Annotated in this window: 15 protein-coding genes; 8 read left to right on the top strand and 7 right to left on the bottom strand. The window is 69.5% G+C overall.

Annotation, left to right across the window (positions count from 1 at the left end; genetic code table 11):
- Positions 1 to 396: 396 nt before the first annotated feature.
- The 3 genes from pheT to AN233_RS15385 form a co-directional block, all read right to left on the bottom strand.
- Complete coding sequence (gene pheT, locus AN233_RS15395; RefSeq protein ID WP_058367638.1) at positions 397 to 2,127, bottom strand: phenylalanine--tRNA ligase subunit beta; 1,731 nt, start codon at positions 2,125 to 2,127, stop codon at positions 397 to 399.
- Positions 2,127 to 3,635 (bottom strand): phenylalanine--tRNA ligase subunit alpha, encoded by a 1,509-nt coding sequence (gene pheS / locus AN233_RS15390; protein WP_058367637.1) that lies wholly within the window; start codon positions 3,633 to 3,635, stop codon positions 2,127 to 2,129. Before pheS ends, pheT begins: the two co-directional genes overlap by 1 nt.
- A gap of 408 nt (positions 3,636 to 4,043) precedes the next feature.
- Positions 4,044 to 4,250, bottom strand: a complete 207-nt coding sequence (locus AN233_RS15385) for a cold-shock protein (RefSeq protein WP_058367636.1) — start codon at positions 4,248 to 4,250, stop codon at positions 4,044 to 4,046.
- A 175-nt stretch (positions 4,251 to 4,425) separates the two neighbouring features.
- Here AN233_RS15385 and AN233_RS15380 point away from each other — a divergent pair, with 175 nt between their 5' ends.
- A complete protein-coding gene (locus tag AN233_RS15380) occupies positions 4,426 to 4,866 on the top strand; it encodes a DUF5807 family protein (RefSeq protein WP_058367635.1) in 441 nt (146 codons plus the stop codon).
- 68 nt (positions 4,867 to 4,934) lie between these two features.
- On the opposite strand, the gene AN233_RS15375 is transcribed toward AN233_RS15380, so the two are convergent.
- Positions 4,935 to 7,235, bottom strand: coding sequence for a PKD domain-containing protein (locus AN233_RS15375; protein WP_058367634.1), 2,301 nt, complete (start codon positions 7,233 to 7,235; stop codon positions 4,935 to 4,937).
- Between the two features lie 87 nt (positions 7,236 to 7,322).
- The gene (locus AN233_RS15370; RefSeq protein ID WP_058367633.1) at positions 7,323 to 8,327 is read right to left on the bottom strand and encodes an AI-2E family transporter; all 1,005 of its coding nucleotides are present in this window, start codon (positions 8,325 to 8,327) and stop codon (positions 7,323 to 7,325) included.
- 120 nt (positions 8,328 to 8,447) lie between these two features.
- Here AN233_RS15370 and AN233_RS15365 point away from each other — a divergent pair, with 120 nt between their 5' ends.
- From AN233_RS15365 to AN233_RS15335, 7 genes are all read left to right on the top strand, one after another.
- The gene (locus AN233_RS15365) at positions 8,448 to 9,518 is read left to right on the top strand and encodes a thiamine ABC transporter substrate-binding protein (RefSeq protein WP_058367632.1); all 1,071 of its coding nucleotides are present in this window, start codon (positions 8,448 to 8,450) and stop codon (positions 9,516 to 9,518) included.
- A gap of 7 nt (positions 9,519 to 9,525) precedes the next feature.
- On the top strand, positions 9,526 to 11,412 hold the full coding sequence (locus AN233_RS15360) for an ABC transporter permease (RefSeq protein WP_058367631.1): 1,887 nt from the start codon (positions 9,526 to 9,528) through the stop codon (positions 11,410 to 11,412).
- Positions 11,402 to 12,649: an ABC transporter ATP-binding protein gene (locus AN233_RS15355; protein ID WP_058367630.1), complete on the top strand. Its 1,248-nt coding sequence runs from the start codon at positions 11,402 to 11,404 to the stop codon at positions 12,647 to 12,649. The genes AN233_RS15360 and AN233_RS15355 overlap by 11 nt, the downstream gene beginning before the upstream one ends.
- Positions 12,650 to 12,736: 87 nt before the next feature.
- Positions 12,737 to 13,702: an ABC transporter ATP-binding protein gene (locus AN233_RS15350; protein ID WP_058367629.1), complete on the top strand. Its 966-nt coding sequence runs from the start codon at positions 12,737 to 12,739 to the stop codon at positions 13,700 to 13,702.
- Positions 13,699 to 14,595, top strand: coding sequence for an ABC transporter permease (locus tag AN233_RS15345; RefSeq protein ID WP_058367628.1), 897 nt, complete (start codon positions 13,699 to 13,701; stop codon positions 14,593 to 14,595). Before AN233_RS15350 ends, AN233_RS15345 begins: the two co-directional genes overlap by 4 nt.
- A 621-nt stretch (positions 14,596 to 15,216) precedes the next feature.
- Positions 15,217 to 15,810, top strand: a complete 594-nt coding sequence (locus AN233_RS15340; RefSeq protein WP_058367627.1) for a DUF7474 family protein — start codon at positions 15,217 to 15,219, stop codon at positions 15,808 to 15,810.
- 107 nt (positions 15,811 to 15,917) lie between these two features.
- Complete coding sequence (locus AN233_RS15335) at positions 15,918 to 17,696, top strand: sensor histidine kinase (protein ID WP_080508500.1); 1,779 nt, start codon at positions 15,918 to 15,920, stop codon at positions 17,694 to 17,696.
- A 74-nt stretch (positions 17,697 to 17,770) separates the two neighbouring features.
- On the opposite strand, the gene AN233_RS16560 is transcribed toward AN233_RS15335, so the two are convergent.
- Both AN233_RS16560 and AN233_RS18200 read right to left on the bottom strand, forming a co-directional pair.
- On the bottom strand, positions 17,771 to 18,514 hold the full coding sequence (locus AN233_RS16560) for a hypothetical protein (protein WP_125920049.1): 744 nt from the start codon (positions 18,512 to 18,514) through the stop codon (positions 17,771 to 17,773).
- Positions 18,507 to 18,976: DNA polymerase sliding clamp (locus AN233_RS18200; protein WP_245626092.1), on the bottom strand; the 470-nt coding region annotated here is incomplete at its 5' end. The genes AN233_RS18200 and AN233_RS16560, both read right to left, overlap by 8 nt.

Here is an 18,976-nt window from a genome sequence, read left to right as displayed (position 1 = left end):
GAGCGTGCCGCGTTCCCGCGAGGAACGAGCGGGAGCCCGTGAGTCGCAGCCCGGCAGCCCGCTACCGCAGGCAGCCCGGACCGTCTCACGACGGCCGGATCGAGTCGGCTGGGGCTTTCTAGGTGGTGCTGTCCAGATCAGCAGGATCTGCGCCAGAAACAAAAAACGCGTCGTAGGGGAGCCAGCAGGAGCGTTCTGGATGTTGCGGACCCCAGAAGCAGGGTCAGCCACAAAAACAGAAAAGCCACGGACGTAGTAGAGAGAAGCGCTGAGGCGTTCGAACTGGCAGAGATCCCCGCGATCCGACCGCCTTCGTCACCGTTCCGTCTGAAGCCGCCGAGAATGTCGACGGAGCGCTATGAACGGCGACGCGAACGAGCGACCGGGGCGGACGCCCTACTCCGCCAGCGCGTCCAGTCGGAACTCGAAGGCGGCCACCGGTAGCTCGAGGTCGTGTTCGACCAGTACGCGGGGGTGGATCTCCCCGACGACGCCGACTTCCTCGCCATCGACGACCACGGCCGCGGTCCGACCGTCGATGAACGAGGGGTGCTCGGTGCGGGGCGTCTCCAGGTCGGCGTCGAACCGCCCGGCAAGCGCCTGCAGGCGGGCCTTCGCGTCCTCGTAGCCGGCGTCTTGACTGGCGAGCGCGGCCGCCACGGTGCGGTGTTCGGCGACGTTCGTGTTCTCGGTCTCGTCGCGCTCGGCGACCAGCCCGACCTCGGCCACGTCCTGCGGGTACGCGCGGTGGGTGTTCCGCTCCAGGAGCGTCATGATCGAGGGGAGCGCCCACGTCCGGAGCTGGGTGTAGTCTTCGCTGTACGGCTCCGTGATCCCCACGGGCTCGCCGCCGCCGAGAACGTCGGTTCCCGGCTCGACGCCCATCCGGTCGTAGTTGGCCTCGCCGCTGGTCATGTGGAAGTTCAGCAGGTCCTCGAAGCCGAGGCCGATCAGCGCCTCGCGGACGGCGTCCTCCAGCCGGGAGCGCTCGTGGCGCCCGCCGACCGTGCCTACGTCGGGGTACCGCGACTCGAGCTCGTTGAAGCCGTAGGCGCGGCCCACGTCGTCCACGAGGTCCGTCGGGTGGAGCACGTCGACGCGATACGGCGGAATCTCCACGTCGTAGGTCACGTCCTCGCCGAGCGAGTAGCTCGCGTCCAGCCCCGAGCGCTCGAAGAGGTCGACGACCTCCTCCGGCTCGAACTCGACGCCGACGGTCGTCTCGATCCGGTCGTGGGTGACGGACTTCTCGTCCACCTCGAGGTCCGGGCGGACGAGTTCGTCGCGGCCGTCCGGTCCCTCACCGGCGTACTCGATGTCGACGTCCTCGATGGTCGCGCCGCGGGCCGCCAGCGCGTAGCAGACGATGTTGCACATGCGGTCGATCGTCCACTGGTCGGTGCCGGTCAGCTCCACGAGCAGCTCGCGGGAGCCGGTCGTCACCTCGGTCCGGCGGCCGTTGATCACCGGCGGGAACGAGAACAGCCCGAGGTCGTCGTAGATCGCGGGGTAGCGCTCGTAGTCGGCGACGAGGTCGGCGTATTTCCGGCCCGTGTCGTGCTTCTCCAGCACCTCGGCGGGCGTCAGCTCCGCGTCGGAGTCGAGCGCGACGAAGGTGTCGCCGTCCGGCTCGACGCCGCGGTAGGTGATCGAGTTCGTCCCCTCCTCCCCGTGGGCGGCGCCCTTCAGCATCGTCAGGTCGTGGATGCCGATCGCGCCCTTCGCCCGACCGCGCCCCATCGTCGCGTGGAGCTTCTCCTGCAGCTGGATCAGCGAGTCGAGCGCGCGCTCGTCGAGGTCGACGCCGCGGATCACCGCGGCCGTGACGTACGGGCGCTCGTCGGGGACGGACTCCTCGACCTCGACGGTCCAGTCGGCGTCGTTCGTGTCGGGGACGTGGACGCCGCGCGCGTCGCCGTAGTGGTAGCGCAGCGAGCGCGCCACGCCCTCGACGCTGAGGCGGTCGAGCCGGTCGGGCGCGAACTCGAACTGGAGCTCGCCGTCGTCGGTCTCGCCCTCGAACTCCAGCCCGAGGCCGAACAGGTCCGCTTTGAGCGCCGCGTCGTCCTTCTCGTCGTGCCCGCTCAGCTCGCGCAGCTCGTCGGGGTCGATGTCGACGACGGGCATCAGTAGGTCACCTCCGCGTTCCGCAGGAAGTCGATGTCGGCCAGCGTCCCGTGGAGGTCGCGGATGTCCTCCGCGCCCGTGGTGAGCATGGCGAGCCGCTCTAAGGCGAGCCCCCACGCCATCACGTCGCACTCGACGCCAAGGGGGCCGAGCACCTCCTCGCGGAACAGCCCGGAGTTGCCGATCTCGATCTCCTCGCCCGTCTCGGGGTGTTTGCCGAACAGTTCGAAGCTCGGCTCCGTGTAGGGGTTGTAGTGCGGCTTGAACCGGATGTCCTCGATGCCGAACTGGCGGTAGAACTCCTCGAAGGTGCCCATCAGGTCGCGCACCGAGAGGTCCTCGGCCATCACCCACCCCTCGATCTGGTAGAACTCCAGCAGGTGGGTCGGGTCGAGCGTGTCGTTGCGGTACACTTTCTCGACCGAGAAGTAGCGCTGCGGCGGCTCCAGCTCGGCGCCCGCGTAGCCCGAGAGGTAGCGCATCGACAGCGAGGTGGTGTGGCCGCGCAGCGCGACCGCCTCGGCGAAGTCGCGGTCCCACGGCGAGTGGTAGCCGTCGCCGTCCTCGCCCCAGCCCTCGCGGTGGGCCGACTCGACGCGCTCGACCAGCCGGTCGGGCAGGTCCTGAATCGGCGGCACGTCCAGCGCGAATCGGTCCCAGTGGGTGCGCGCCGGGTGGTCCTGCGGCATGAACAGGCAGTCGTTGATCCAGAAGTCGGCGTCGGCGTGGGGCCCCTCCATCTCCTGAAAGCCCATGCCGACGAGCACGTCCTTCACGCGGTCGGCGGTCCCCCGGAGGACGTGCTTGCGGCCGCCCTCGACCACGGGCGCGTCCGCCTCGACGTTGTACTCGGTGAACTCCACGTCCTCCCACTCGCCGCTGGTGAGGAGCTCAGGAGTGACGGCGTCGACCGTCTCCGCGGCCTCGACGCCCTCCATCAGCGCCGTGACGCCCTCGTCGGTCAGCGTCAGCGAGCGCGTGGTGTGCTCGACGCGGTCGATCAGGCCTCGGCGCTCCAGCTGGTCGAGGACCGCCTCGTCGGCGTCGGGGGCCTCGCCGTCCGCGAGCGCCGAAAGCGCCGCGGCCTCGGGGTCCGAGTCGGGGTCGGCGTCGGCGTTCACCGAGACCGCGCCGGCGTCGATGGCGCCGAAGCCCTTGCGCGCGAAGTTCGAGAGCGCGATGTCCACTTCGGGGCCGGCGAGGTCGGCGTTCCCGATGACCTCGCTCATCGAGACCGGCTCGTCGGCCGCGCCGAGTTCCAGCGCCGTCCAGTAGAGCCGGGCCTCGGGGAGGTCCTCGGAGACGTACTCGCGGCCCTCCTCGGTGAGTTCGATCGTCTCGTCGGCGGTCTCAGCGACGCCGATCAGCCCGGCGTCGCGGAGGTCGAAGGCGGCGCCCGTGACGGTCTCGGGCTTGAGCCCGGTCGACGCCGCTATCTCGTCGATGGTCCGTTCGTCGTTCGCGCTCGCGGCGTCGAGCACCGCGAGCTGTCGTTCCGGAAGTCGCATTCTGGTTGTGTGGATACGCGAGCGGTCGATAGGTAACGGTTGCGGGACGCCGCGACGCGGGAGCGCGGAGCCCGAGGAAGCGCGAGGTGCCGACGCGCGCCGGAGGCCTCCGCGGTCGCGGCGACCGGGACTGGGCGACGCCGCCGAACGGCCCGGTTTCACGCCCCCGCCGCGGGGGCGCTCCGCCGCGGCCGGTCAGCCGAAGAAGAACGCGGTCCCGTCGCTGTCGGTCGGACGGGCGGTGCGGTCGGCGGCGGAGTCGAACGCCATGCCTACGCGTCACGCGAGAACTGACTTAAAGATACGGTCGCCGGCCGCTCGCCGACGAGCGCCGCGGCTCCGAGGTATGAATGGTCCGAAAAGCGGAATCGTCGCCCATCGCTGACGCGACGGCCGATAATTCAGTAGTTAGTTGCGGACGAGGTTCGTCGCGCGCGGGCCCTTGGGGGACGACTCGATGTCGAACTCCACTTCCTGCCCCTCCTCGAGGTCCGGACCGCCAACGTCCTCCATGTGGAAGAAAACGTCCTCGTCGTCGTCGACCGCGTCGTCGTCAGTCGAGATGAAACCGTAGCCGCCAGTGTCGTTGAAGAAGTCAACCTTACCGTTTGCCATTGCAAACAAACGTATGGCCGTTTCAGGGATAAGGATTGCGAGGGTACGGTTACCACGACCCTCGACTGGACGAATGACCGCCACAGGTGACGGAACAGGGTGCCCCTCCGACGGCGAGGAGCGGCCGCGGGCCGCAGTAGGGCCGCTTTTACGCCCGGCCGCCCCATCGCCGGTAATGAGCGACCTCGATGCGTTCCTGTCCGGCGACCGGCCGGACGACGTGGTACTGTTCATCAGCGACTCGTACCTCGACGACGACTCCCGGCTCCGGAACGTCGGGACGGAGACCGACGGCGGCGTCCGCGTCGTCGTCGACGGGGAGACCGGCCGCTCGGCGTTCAAGGCCGGCACCGGCATGGACGCCATGGCGTTCGCGAAGGAGGCGATGGCCAACGAGGGCGAGATCGCGCGCACGCTCGACGGCGGCGCGTGCCCGTTCGCGGACGAGGACCCCGAGACCGACCACGAGGTCCGGTTCGTCTTCGCGTTCGCGGAGGCCCAGAACGAGGAGGTCGGCGGCCTCTACGCGGAGGGCGACGTGGTCCACGCGTACGCGCACTGCGCGTGCGGGGAGAGCTACTCCCACAAGTGGGTCGTCGGCACGCGGAGCGACTGACGGGCAGACCACGGAGAGGAAACAGGAGAGAAAGACGGGGGCGGCGGCGGACGAGAGCAGACGGCGGGTTACCGACGCCGCGCGAGGAAGGCGGCCGCGACGAGCGCGATCAGCGCGACGACGGTGCCGAACCCGGGGACGTTCACGCCGGACGCGGTCGGCGTCTCGCTGGTGCCAGTCGTGGAGTCGCCGCTCCCGGAGTCGCCGGTGTCGCCCGAGTCGGACGAGTCGTCGGTGGTCGGCTCCTCGGTGGTCTCCGGCGTTCCGTCGGCGGTGTCGGTCGAGTCGGACGTTCCGTCGCCCGAATCGGAGCCGTCCGTCGCGTCGCCGGACGTGGTCACCGCGAACGTCGAGAAGCCGTCGGTCTCGGCCTCGATGACGACCTCGCCGTCCTCGACGGTCGCGGACGTGTCGAGCGCCGTCCACTCGTCGCCGTCGTAGCGTTCGACGACGACCGCCGAGGCGTCCGCGCCGTCCAGTTCGCTCTCCTCGAGGGAGAGCTCGAGGGTCGCCTCCGAGCCGCTCGCCACCGCGGGCACATCGATCCGGTAGATCGAGACCACGTCGTCGAGGTCGGGCGCGTCCTCCGGCAGGTCGCTGACGCGGTCGACGACGACGGTCTCGTCGGTCGGCGCCGACTCGAACTCGATGCGCTGCACGTCGCTTCCGAGCAGCCGGGCCATGTCGTCCGAGTCGATAGCGGCGTTGTCGCGCTCGCGGACGTCCGCGGGCAGCGTGCTCCCGGACTCGTCCGCGTCCGAGTCGTCGTCCGCGGCGTTCACGTCGACGGTCACCGTGTCGGTGTTCTCGTTGCCGGCCGCGTCCGTGGCCGTCACGGTCGCGGTGTACTCACCGGCGGCGTCGTAGGTGTGGGTCACCTCGGTGCCGTTACCGCTCGCGCCGTCGCCGAGCTCCCACCGGATCGAGGTGACGTTGGTCGTGGCGTCGCTGGCGTTCGCGGAGAGGCTCACGGACTCGCCCGCGGTCGCGGTCGTGTCGCCGGAGGCGTCGACCGTCGGTGCGACGGAGTCCACCGTCGTGGAGGCTTCGAGGCCGGGCGTCACCTCGTCCGCGGCGGTCGCGGGCGTGACGTTCGAGAGGGTGCCGTTGTACTGCCCGTCGGCGTCACCGTCGTAGACGATCGCGTACTCGTAGAGCAGTTCGTCCCCGCTGGACCGGGAGGACTCGTTCCCGCTCAGCGTGACGTGCTCCGTCGAGCCGGAGGGGGTTTCGATCGTCACGTTCGCCCCGTCGATCCGGGTGGACGTGTCGAACGAGGCGGTGACGTTCTGTGATCCCGTCCGGGCGAGCTCGAAGTCGGACACCTCGAAGCTCGGTTCCTCGTAGGCGTAGACGCCCGCGACGCCGGCGCTCTGCACGCCGCTGATCTGGTTCCCGTCCGCGTTGACCGACGACGTGGTTCCGTTGAGCGTCGTGTAGCTGATCGAGCCGGAGCTCGTCATCCAGACGAGTTCCTTCTCGGGACCACCGGACCAGTTCGCGGCGGTGACGGGCTTCTTCTGGCCGTCAGTGTTGTCGAGGATCTCCAGATTGCTCTCCGAGTCGAGGACTCCGGGCTCCGCCGAACTGGAAACGACCGGGACCCGAACGTCGCCCTTCTGATCGAGGTTCGCGGGAGCCCCCGCACCGTACACGTTACTCCCCTGTCCGATCGTAACGCTGCCGACGGTGGTCGTCTCCCCCGACTGTGAAAGGTGGGCGACGTACGGGTTGGAGTTGACGTACACGAGGTCGTCGTCGCCGTCGCCGTCGTAGTCGGCCACGCCCAGCACCGCCTGTGCGTCCGCGCCGGACTTCACCGTCGTCTCGTTCCACGTGTCGGCGGTCGAGTTGTAGTGGAACCGAACGATGTCGTCGTCGCTGTTCGCCGCGAGGATACCGAACGAGCCGTTCCACGTTCCGACGGCCATCCTGCTCGGAGACTGAACGGCCGACGACGCGACCTGCGTCGTGTTCCCGTCGGTGACGTTGACGACGAAGAGGTCGCCGTTGCTATTCATGTACGGCACCTGTAGCGTCCCGTCCTCGGTGAGGTCCGCGGCCGGTCCGATGGCGGTGGCGCTGACGTTCAGGTCGTGGGTCGACGCGCCGCTGGCGTTGCCGGTGACGACGGTGACGTTGCCCGTGCTCGAGTCGACGTACACGAGCGAGACGTTCTCCTGATCGGTCGGCTCGACGTTCTGTGTTACCTGTCCGTTCTGTCCGAGGTCAGCCTGTGTACCGCCGGCCTCGACCGACGACGTCGCGGCCGCCGCTCCTCCCGCAAGCACGCTGACGACCACGACCACCGCCATGACCGCCGCCGTCAGGGCGGTAAAGCGGCCGCTCCGCTCGCTGTTTTTGTTCATGTACTTTTGTTAAGATTCCCACACCAAAATGGTTGGTGGCCAACCATGTCCGCCGCGGGAGGCGGCCACGGACCGTCTCGTCGCCGATCAGTCCGGTTCTTCCCGAACGCGAATGCGGTTGAACTCGTCGGAGAGCTGGCTCGACAGTTCGGCGACGAGCGCGACCGCGAGCGGGCCGACGATGACGCCGATGGCGCCGATCGTGAGCACGCCGCCGGTGAAGCCGATGAAGTAGAGGCTGGCGGGGAGCTTCGCGGTCTCGGCCGCGAGCCACGGGCGCACCACGAGGTCCGGCACCCAGCCGACCAGGAAGCCGCCGACGAGGAAGATGGCGATCGCGGCGACGACATCGCCCGCGAGCAGGTGCGAGACCGCGAGCGCGAGGATCAGGAGGCTCGGCCCCAATACGGGGATGAACTGGAGCACGCCGGCCGCGGTCGCCAGCGCGATCGCCGAGGGGTAGCCGAACGCCAGAAACACCGGGAGCGCGACGAGGAACGTCGCGATCCCGGTCGCGACCTGTACGACGTAGATCCCGTAGAGCGTCCGCCGCGCGCGAGTGTGGAGCGCGCCGGCGATGTCGCGGTAGCCCGGGGGCACCAGCGCGAGCCCGGCGCGGCGAAGGCTCCGCTCCGAGTAGAGCAGTGAGTAGACGACGAAGACGAAAAGCATCAGCTTGATCAGAAGCACCGGCGCCGCGCTCGCGACCGACGCCGCCGTGGCGACGAGCGCGGCGGTCACCTCCGCGGCGGCGTCGGCCGTCACGACCGTATGGCTGAACCCCCACAGCTCCAGCGTCACCGTCTCCGGCGCCCGCTCGAGCGCGTCGACGACGCTCTCTAACCGGACGATAAGCACGAACAACAGCGGGGAGAACACGACCACCGTCCCCAGGAACCCCGCCGCCGTCGCCACGCCGGCCGCGACGCGCCGGGACGCACCGACACCGGCCAACCGCCGGCGAACGGGCGCGAGCACGTACGCAACGGTGAGCGCGAAGAACACCGTCCCGACGACCTCCCACAGGATCGCGACCGCGAGGAGCCCGAACAGCACCGTCAGCCCGCCGAGGACGTACCGGCGTCGCGTCATACGTCGTCGGGGAACCGCGGGAACATAAATGTCGGCGGCAGCCGGTTGCCATCCACCGGCGACGGGAGGAACCGTCACGGAGCGTGCCGGTTAAGTACCACCAAGTGGGACTACCCAGTAATGAGCAACCGACGACTCGACAGGCGGAATTTTCTGACGGCCGCGGGCGCGACCGGCGCGGCGGCGCTCGCCGGCTGCACGGCGCCGGGCGAGAGCGGCGACGGAGGGACGGACAGGCTCGTCGTGGGGACGTACAGTTCGTTCATCGACGCGCCCTCGACCAGTCCGGGCGCGTGGCTCAAGGAGACGTTCGAGGAGGAGTTCGACGCGGAACTCGTCTGGCAGACGCCGGACAACGAACTCAACTACTACGTGGAGCGCCGGGCCGCCGGCGTCGACATCTCGGCGGACCTCTACGTCGGGCTCAACACCGACGACCTCGTGCGCGTCGACGGCGAGCTGGACGAGGACCTCTTCGTGGCGGCCGGCGACGTGGCGGGGACCGACGACGTGCGCGAGGGGCTGGACTTCGACCCGCAGGGCCGGGCGATCCCCTACGACACGGGCTACATCAGCCTCGTCTACGACGGCACCGAAATGGAGGCTCCCGAGACGTTCGAGGGGCTGCTGGAGGAGGAGTACCGCGGCGACCTCATCGCGCAGGATCCCAGCGGCGCGACCGGCCGCGCGTTCCTGCTCCACACGGTCCACCGCTTCGGCGAGGACGGCTACCTCGACTTCTGGGAGGACCTGCAGGCCAACGACGTGCGCGTGCTCGGCTCGTGGGAGGACGCCTACGCGGCGTGGTCCGGCGGCGAGGCGCCGATGGTCGTCTCCTACTCCACTGATCAGGTGTTCGCGGCGGGCGAGGGCGCGAACCTCGAGGAGCACCAGATCCGCTTCCTGAACGACCAGGCGTACGCCAACCCCGAGGGGATGGCGCGGTTCGCGGACGCGAGCAACCCGGACCTGGCCCGCGAGTTCATGAGCTTCATGCTCCGCCCCGACGTACAGGGCGAGATCGCCCAGCGCAACGTCCAGTTCCCGGCGACCGACACCGCGGAGCTCTCCGAGGACTACGCGGAGCTGGCCAAGGAGCCGCCGGAACCGGTGACGTTCACATACGAGGAGCTGCAAGGCTCCGTCAGTGAGTGGGTCGACGCCTGGGAACGGCAGTTCGCCGGCAACTGAGCCCGCCGTGACCGACGGTTCGGGAGACGCCGGGGGCGCACCCGGCGACGCCGCAGAGGACGGCGGAACCACGCCCGGCGACGCCTCGGACGCCGCGGACGGCGACGCGTCGAGCGCCGCCGCTCGGACCGCGCGCGACCGCGCCGAGCGTCGCATCCTCCCCGCGCTCGCGGCGGGGACGGTCCTCCTCCTCGCGGTCCTGTTCTACTACCCCGTCGGTACCGTCCTCGTCGAGGCTGTCCGGGTCGACGGGCGCTACACGCTCGAGGTGCTGGTCGGCGTCCTCCGGGACCCCTTCTACCTGGGCGACCTCGCGGGGCTGTTCGCGGGCGAGTCGCCCCTCGCGGTCGCCGGGCGACTGCTCGGCCCGGACCGCCGGCTCGGGATCGTCGGGTTCACGGCGTATCAGGCGGCGCTGTCGACGCTCGCCAGCGTCGCGCTCGGGCTCCCGGGCGCGTACGTGCTGGCGCGGTTCGAGTTCCCGGGCCGCCGCACCCTGCGCTCGCTGACGATCCTCCCGTTCGTGCTTCCGTCGATCATGGTCGCGGTCGGCTTCGTCGCCACCTTCGGCGACGACGGCACGCTGAACGCCGCGCTGAGTGCGGTGGGGCTGCCGACGGTCGACCTGCTGTTCACGCTGGAGGCGGTCGTGATCGCCCACGCGTTCTACAACGCGCCGCTGGTGACTCGGGTGACGACCGCCGCGTGGGAGTCCGTGGACGCGAGCGCGGTCGAGACCGCCCGGAGCCTCGGCGCCGGTCCCTTTCGCGCGTTTCGGGACGTGGTCGCGCCGCAGGTGTACCCCGCGGTCCTGATGGGCGCCGCGCTGACGTTCGTGTTCACCTTCGGCACGTTCCCCATCGTCCTCGCGCTCGGCGGCTTCGAGCTGGCGACGGTCGAGGTGTTCGTCTACCGGCTGATCCGGAACCTGGAGTACGCGGAGGCGGCCGCGCTGGCGATCGTGGAGCTCGCTGTGTCGCTCGGCTTGCTGTACGCCTACCTGCGCTACGAGGCGCGCCACACGGTGCGGTCGCGGGGCGTCAGACCTCTGCCGCGTCACCGACTCCTCCCCGCCTCGCCCTCCTTCGGCCAAGCCCTCGTCCGGGTCGGCGTCGCGGCGTACGCACTCGTCGCGCTGACTGTGTTTCTGGCGCCCGTCCTCAGCATGCTCCTCGCGAGCGTCACGGGACCGGACGGGCTCACGCTGGAGCACTACCGGTTCCTGGTGGAGCGTCAGCGCACCGGCGCGGCGTTTCAGGTGCGGCCGTGGCCCGCGGTCCGCAACTCGCTGCTGTTCGGCGTGGGGGCGCTCGCGGTCGCGCTCCCGATGGGCGTCGTCGTCGCCGTGTTGACGACCAGGGACTATCGCGGGCGGAAGCTGGTGGACGCGGTCGCGATGGCGCCCCTCTCGATCTCCGGCATCGTCGTCGGCCTCGGACTGCTCCGCGGGCTCGTCTTTGGCGTCGAAGTCTGGGGGACGCGGATCGCGGTCGGGGGGGCGCTCGCGGTCGTCGCCGCCCACGCGGTCGCGGGCTATCCCTTCGTCGTGCGGACGGTCGGCCCGGGACTGGACGCGCTCGACCGCTCCCTCGTCGAGTCGGCGCGCGCGCTCGGCGCGTCGCGGGCGCGAGCGCTGCTGGACGTGGAGTTGCCCCTCGTGCGCCCCGGCGTCGTGGCGGGCGCCGCGTTCGCGTTCGCCATCTCGATGGGTGAGTTCTCCGCGACGGTGGTGCTCGCGACCGGCACGGAGCAGTACACGATGCCGATCGCCATCGAACGATTCATCGGGCGACGGCTCGGACCGGCGACCGCAATGGGCGTCGTCCTGCTCCTCGTCACGAGCGCGAGTTTCGTCGTGATCGACCGCTTCGGAGGTGAGACCGGTGGGCTCTGAGGACCGGCCGGGCGGCGACGGTGCCGCTCCCGACGACGCCCCCGTCGCGGTCGAGCTCGACGGCGTGAGCCGACGATACGGGGACACGACCGCGGTTTCGGACGTGAGCCTGCGGATTCGCGAGGGCGAGTTCTTCACGCTCGTCGGCCCCTCCGGCTGCGGCAAGACGACGACGCTCCGACTGATCGCGGGCTTCGAGGCGCCCGACGCGGGGACGGTGCGGCTGGGCGGGCGGTCCGTCGAGGGACTCCCTCCGGAGGACCGGAACGTCGGCGTCGTCTTCCAGAACTACGCGCTGTTCCCGCACATGACCGTGGGCGAGAACGTCGCCTACGGGCTCAACTTCGCCGAGCCGCCAGGGGGACTCACCCGCGAGGAGCGCGTGCGGGAACTGCTGGAGCTGGTCGACCTGCCGGGGATGGCGGACCGCGACCCGGACGAACTCTCCGGCGGCCAGCGGCAGCGCGTCGCGATGGCCCGCGCGCTCGCGCCCGGTCCCGAGGTCCTGTTGCTGGACGAGCCGATGAGCGCGCTCGACGCGCAGCTCCGCGAGCGCCTCCGTGCGCAGGTGAAGGCCATCCAGCGGGAGCTGTCGATCACGACCGTCTACGTCACCCACGACCAGGAGGAGGCGCTGGCCGTCTCCGACCGCGTCGCCGTCATGCGCGAGGGGACGCCGGATCAGGTCGCGCCGCCGCGGACGGTCTACCGACGGCCCGCGACCCGGTTCGTCGCCGAGTTCGTCGGGGACAACAACGTCTTCGAGGGGCGCGTCGAGGCGGTCGAGGGGCACGTCGAACCATCCGATCAAGTCGACAGAAATATCCACGAGAACGCGCCGCATGGTGTCGGTTCTCCAGTCGAAACTGAGGGGTCTGTCGGAGGGGCGGGGAACGCGGAAAGCGGAACGGACGCAGCGATCACGGCAGTCGACGTGGGCGAGACAGTTGCGCGCGTCCGGGCCCCCGGAGACGTCGCCGTCGGGGACCGCCTGTCCTTCTGCGTCCGGCCGGAGAACCTGCGTATCCTGCGAGACGCGGAGGAAGACGGTCGAGATCCAGCGAACGTCCTCCGCGGGTCGGTCGCGAGCGCGGAGTTCCTCGGGGAGACGACCCGGGTTCGGCTGTCGTGGGGCGACCGGGAGCTCGTGGTCCGGACGACCGACCCCCTCTCGGGAACGATCAGCGTCGCCTTCGACCCCGCGGACGCACACGTCTTCGCACACGAGCGGCGCTGAGGTGACCGAGGCGAGCCGACCACGAGCCCGTTCCGGCCGCGCCGACCAGCCAAAACCCTTTATTCGGGAGCGCGGGAACCTCGGAGCATGAGCGCCATCGAGCTGTCCGGGGTCACGAAGCGGTTCGGCGACGTCACCGCCGTGAACGACCTCGACCTGACCGTCGAGGAGGGCGAGGTGTTCGGCTTCCTCGGCCCGAACGGCGCGGGCAAGTCGACGACGATCAACATGATCCTCGACTTCGTCCGCCCCACCGCGGGCGAGGTCCGCGTGCTCGACCGCGACGCGCAGGCCGAGAGCGTCGCGATCCGGCGACGCATCGGCGTCCTCCCCGAAGGATTCTCCGTGTACGAGCGGCTCACCGGCCGCCAGCACGTTGAGTTCGCCATCGAGTCGAAAGAGCTCGACGTCGATCCCGATCCGGTGCTCGACCGGGTCGGCCTGCTGGACGACGCCGACCGCAAGGCGGGCGGCTACTCGAAGGGGATGGCCCAGCGGCTCGCGCTCGCGATGGCGCTGGTCGGCGAGCCCGAGCTGCTGATCCTCGACGAGCCCTCCTCCGGGCTCGACCCCGCGGGCGCCAAGGAGATGCGCGAGATCGTCCGCGAGGAGGCCGACCGCGGTGCGACCGTCTTCTTCTCCTCGCACGTGCTCGGCCAGGTCGAGGCGGTCTGTGACCGCGTCGGCATCCTCCGCGCAGGGGAACTCGTCGCCGAGGACTCCATCGAGGGGCTCCGCGAGACCGTCGGCAGCGGCGAGACGCTCCGCGTCTCCGTCGACGGTGCGAGCGAGGAGGACCTGGCGGCCGTCCGCGCGCTCGAGGGCGTCCGCGGCGCCGCGACCGACGGCACCACGGTCACGGTCGACTGCGAGAGCGGCGCCAAGACCGCCGTCATCGGCGCGCTTGAGGACGCCGGCGTCACCGTCACCGACTTCACCACCACCGAGGCCTCGCTGGAGGACCTCTTCCTGGCCTACACCGAGGGCGCTGCGCCGGGCGATAACGGGACGGGCGAGCATGATTCACCCGCCGCCGGGGAGGTGGCCGAATGAGCCTCGAAGCGGTCGCGCGCAAGGACTTCCGGGATGCCGTGCGCTCGCGATGGGTCCTGGTGCTGTCGGCGCTGTTCGTCGTCCTGTTCGCCGGGCCGGCGCTGTTCCGGTTCACGCTCGGCATCGGCCTCGGGGAGGGAGCGGAGGCGACCGGCATCGCGCTCCTGTTCATCCAGCTGATGAAGGAGGGGACCGCGGTGCTTGTGCCGATCATCGCCATCGTCGTCGGCTACGCGTCGATCACCCGCGAACGCGAGAGCGGGACGCTGAAGCTCCTGCTGTCGCTGCCCCACTCCCGCGCCGACGTGGTCGTCGGTAAGGTACTCGGCCGGTCGGCGGTCATCGCGCTCCCCATCGCGGTCGGATTCCTCGCCGCGGGGCTGGTGCTGATCCCCGCGAGTTCCGGCTTCGCGCTCGCGAGCTTCCTCGCGTTCGGCTTCCTGACGATGCTGCTCGGCGTCGTCTTCGTCGGCCTCGCGGTCGGCATCTCCGCGGCCGCGCGCAGCGACCGCGAGGCGATGGTGGGGTCCGTCGGCGCATTCGTCCTGTTTCAGGTGTTCTGGGGCACCGCCACGAGCCGGATCGCCGGCGGGCTCCAGGAGTACGCCGGCCTGACCGCCCAGAACCGCTACCTCGTCGAACTCGGAGCCAAGCTGCTCAACCCCATCGCGGCGTACAAGACGCTCGCCGACTCGCTCGTCTTCGAGTCGCAGATGCAGGCGCGCCAGCAGCTGTTCGGCTTCTTCCTGTTCCCCGATCCGGCCGCACAGGAGGCGCTCGGCCAGGAGCTTCCGGTGGTCTTCACCGACCCCTTCGTGGCCGCGCTGATGGTGCTGTGGTTCGTCGTCCCCGTCTACGTGGGGATGGTCCTGTTCGAGCGCGCGGACCTGTAGACGGGTCGCAGTACGGGTTTCGTGGCGGTTCGTCGATGCTGACGACCGCTACTGGCCGGGGGCAGTTTCGGGTGCGGGTCCTGCTGCTCGAGACGGTGACAGCCAGAAAGCCCCAGCCGGCTCTCCGTACGATGTTTTTGTAACTGCTGTTGATCCTGCTAATCGGGACAGCACCACCCAGAAAGCCTCAGCCGGCTCGACCGGCCGCGCCTCGCTGCGCGCTCGCGCCTCTCCGCAACACCCGGCGCGAGTGCTTACTTCGTCGGGACCGGATCGAGCCGGCTGCCCCTTTCAGTCCCACCCCGCAACCGCCCCGCACCGCCCCGCACCGCAGGCCTCACACCTCCCCAGCCTCGGGCTGGACGCGGCCGCGGAACAGCACCGCACCGCAGCGCGGCCGCGCCCAGCCCTCCCTCGCGCGGTCGCGGCGACACGCTCCGCGGTCGCCGCGGCGCGCGCCGACAGCACAGCACCGCCGCAACCGCACCGCCGAACGTTTTTCGCGGAACCCGCAGAACTCCCGCCGTGAGTGCAGCTTGACCGGCCCGACCGCAAGCGGTCGAACACGAACGTCGGCGTGTCGCGAAAACCCTATTTCCCGGCGTCACGGAGGGGGGGACAGTGCCGACGTTCCGCTACCCCTGTCCGGGCTGTCGCACCACCAACAGCCTGCACGACGCCGACTGCGACTTCGAGGGGGTCGACTGGCCCGACATCGAGCGCGCCTACACCGACCTGCTCGCGGTGCTGACCCGCGAGCCGAACGGGATGGCCGAGCCCGCGCTGCGGAGCGCGGTCGACGGCGAGTGGTCCGGGCTCCACAAGGCCGCGCTGTCGACGCTCGAACGCGAACAGCGGATCGTCGAGGAGGACGGCTCGTTGCGGCTGCTCACGGCCGCGGAGTTCAAGGAACTCGTCTCCGAGCCGACCCGGGAGCCGATGCGGACGCTCTATGAGCACGGCTCCGTGCCGGGCTGTCACGACAACGCCGTCTTCGCGATGATCGCGTGGTACGAGATGGTCGGGCTCTCGTGGGCGGAGACGAAGGAGAACGTCGTCGAGTGGCTCCACACCTCCGGCGCGTGGGACCGCGGCGGCTTCGAGGAGGCCTCGCCCGCGGAGCTCGTCGAGAAGAAGCGCCACGTCTACGAGTCGGGCTACGGCTGGAAGGAGAAGGCGCAGGCGGCCAAACGCGTCATCGAGCACGCGCGGTAGCCGAACCGAACGACTCGTCGCCGGGGCGACGCTCGGGGACCCTCGCGGCCGCTCGCCAGTGACGCGACCGCGACAGCTTTAGCACGCCGGCGCGCCTCTCGGGAGGCATGATCGACGGCGCGGCGGTTCCGGCGTGGCCCGCGGTCGGGTCCATCGCGGCCGGCGCCGGGACGCTCGCGCTGATCCGCTACCTGGCGCGACACCGCGGCAAGCCAGGCGCGAGCTGGTTCCTCGCCACGCTGCTGGCGCAGGCGACGTGGTGTTTCGCCTACGGGATCGCGCTTCTCACCTTCGACCCGATCGTCCGCCGACTGCTCGAGTCGCTGGTGTGGTTCGGCATCGTCTGGACCGGGATCACCTTCCTCGCGTTCGCGCTGGAGTACACCGGCCGCGGCCACGTGATCCGGAGCCGGCTGTTCGCTCCCTTCGCCGCGGTCGGGGCGATCACGACGCTCCTCGCGCTCACGAACTCCCTCCACGGACTGCTGTGGACCGACTTCGCGCTCGACCCGACCTTCGGCGCCGCGACGGTCTCGTACGGTCTCCAGCCCTGGGCCTACTTCGCGGTCGCCGTCGCGACGGTCGCCGTCGCGAGCGCGGTGTTCCTGCTGGTGGACACGCTCGTCGACTACGGGCCGCTCTACCGCCGGGAGGCCGCAGCGGTCGCGACGAGCGCGCTCCCGCCCGGCTTCGCGCTGCTGGCGTGGACCGCCGGCGTCGGCCCGACCCCGCAACTCAACCTCGCGCCGATCCTCTTCATTCCGCACATCGCCCTCGATGCGTACGCGTTCGGCCGCGCGGAGATGTTCGAGCGGGACCCCACCGCCCTGCGCGCGGCCGAGCGCACCGCCATCGACGACCTGTCGGATCCCATCGCCGTCGTCGACACCGACCGCCGCGTCGTCCGCGTCAACGCCGCCGCTCGCAACGCGTTTGCGCTCGGCGACGACGAGTCGGTCAGGCTGACGCCGCTCGCGGCGGCGCTCCCGTTCGATCTCGACCTGACGGACCCCGACCCCGTCGACGTGCGCTCCGCGGACGGCCGCCGCACCTACGCCGTCTCCGTCTCGCCGCTGTCGGACCCCGCGGGAACCCCGGTCGGGCACACGGTCGTCTTCTCGGACGTGACCGAGCGGGAGCGCCGCAGACAGCAACTGGAGGTGCTCAACCGCGTGCTCAGACACAACCTGCGCAACGACATGGGGGTGGTCCACGGCTACGCGGAACTGCTCGCCGAGGAGATCGACGACGACAACCACCACCGGATGGCCGACGCCATCGAGCGACGCTCCGGCGCGCTGCTTGCGCTCGGCGAGAAGGCCCGGACCGTCGAAACCCTGCTCGCGGGCGAGGAGGCCGCCGCGCTTGCGCTCGGCGCGCTCGTGGAACGCGTCGTCGACGACTGTCGCGAGGAGTTTCCGGACGCGGACGTGGAGCTGACCGTCCGGGACGACCCCACCGCGCCGTTCCCGGAGACGACGGTGGCCGCCGCCGTCGAGAACCTGATCGAGAACGCGCTCAGACACCACGATGGCGCGGGCGTCGAGCGCCCGAACGGGGGCGCGTGGACGCGCGTGACCGTCGCGCGCGAGGGCGACGAGGCGGTCGTCCGCGTCGCCGACGACGGGCCGGGGATCCCGGAGGGCGAGCTCGACGCCATCGAGGCCGGCCGCGAGACCGCGCTCCAGCACGGCTCGGGACTCGGGCTCTGGATCGTCCACTGGGCCGCGGCCGCGGTCGGCGCCGAGACGGCGTTCGCCGACCGGGAGCCACGGGGGACGGTCGCCACGATCCGGCTCCCGCTCGGGGACGCGTGGACGGCGTCGGCGTCGGCCGCGGCCTCCACCGTCGAGCGCGAGACCGCGAGCGAGACCGCGGGGGAGTGAGGGCGGGGGAGCGCGAATCTAGTCAGGACGATTCGGAGTCACGGTGATGTGAAATACATGTGATTGGATGTTCGTTAACCTCGGATTTCACCGTACGCTTGCTTCTTCATCCGATCATAACGATCACGGGAGCGGATAATCCACTTGTACTCGAACCCCGGCGGTGGGTTCCCCATCCATTCGAGGAATTCTCGCGTTTCTTTGCGAGTGAATCGAATCGTTCCTCTTCGGAAGTCGGGATCGAACCCTTGCTCTTGGAACAAGTCAATCAGGAAATCTTGTCTGTCAGCCTCACTTATCGTTCGGATTGCGGCTCTTGGTGAACGATTTCGATCGACGTCAAGAAAACCATCAGATATGTACCAAAACTTTGCGATCTTTGGCGTCAAGTCGAGGGAATCAGGAATACGCTTTGACCCGCTTCGATACCAAGATCGAAGACGTGTGAAATATGGATGGGCACGACTCCAGACAGTATACATGTCATGGTAGTTCTCCGCTTCTGCATTCGGACTGAATCCCGATTTGCGGTTGTTTTCTGCGAGTTCTTCTGCGGTCTTCTTTAACGAAACACCAGTCGTGAAGATGCCCATCCGATAGTCATACCATTCGAGAAACTGGCGGTTGACCATCGGGACGTGGAAGATACCGTTATCTTTGCCCGACTGTACCGGAATTGATCCGTCGCCCATTAAGAGCCCGATGATCATATCTCTCTTTTCGGGAGGTATTTTCGGATACGGACATCGGCCCCTCGCCCAGTGTGTTCCGACCCGCTTGAACTCCTTCTCGCAGATCGGGCACGTCGCCTCAGTCACTCTGAATTCTCGGCGCTAACATGTATGTCACGTTGCCGAGCCCCTCACCGAAGCTGTAGTGGAGCTTGACGGGGAACTCCTCGCCGAGTTCGACGACGACCTCGGCGTCGCCGGGGATCGCCTTGTTCATGTCCTTGAGGTAGTCGAGGCTGAACAGGGAGTCGGCGGGGCCGGCCTGCAGGTCGATGAGGTCCTCGCGCTCCAGTTTGAGGTCCACGTCGTCGGTGTCGCCCTCGGCCTCGATGTAGAACGCCTCCTCGGTCTCGTCGACGCGGAGGCGGATGTGGTCGGAGACCATGTCCGCGGCCGTGATACCGCGGTCGAGCTGGGCGCCCTCGACGACGATCTCGGCGGGCAGGTCGAGGTCCGGGATGTCCGGCTCCTGGCGGATGGAGTCGGGGTCGATGAGCGCGAGCGTGTACGAGAGGCCGTCGACCTCGATATGGAGCTTGCGGGTCTCCT

It is taken from the genome of Haloparvum sedimenti (assembly GCF_001462205.1).
GTDB lineage: Archaea > Halobacteriota > Halobacteria > Halobacteriales > Haloferacaceae > Haloparvum > Haloparvum sedimenti.
The sequence above is the reverse complement of the archived record's forward strand: the minus strand, read 5'-3'. Positions and strand labels throughout refer to the sequence as shown.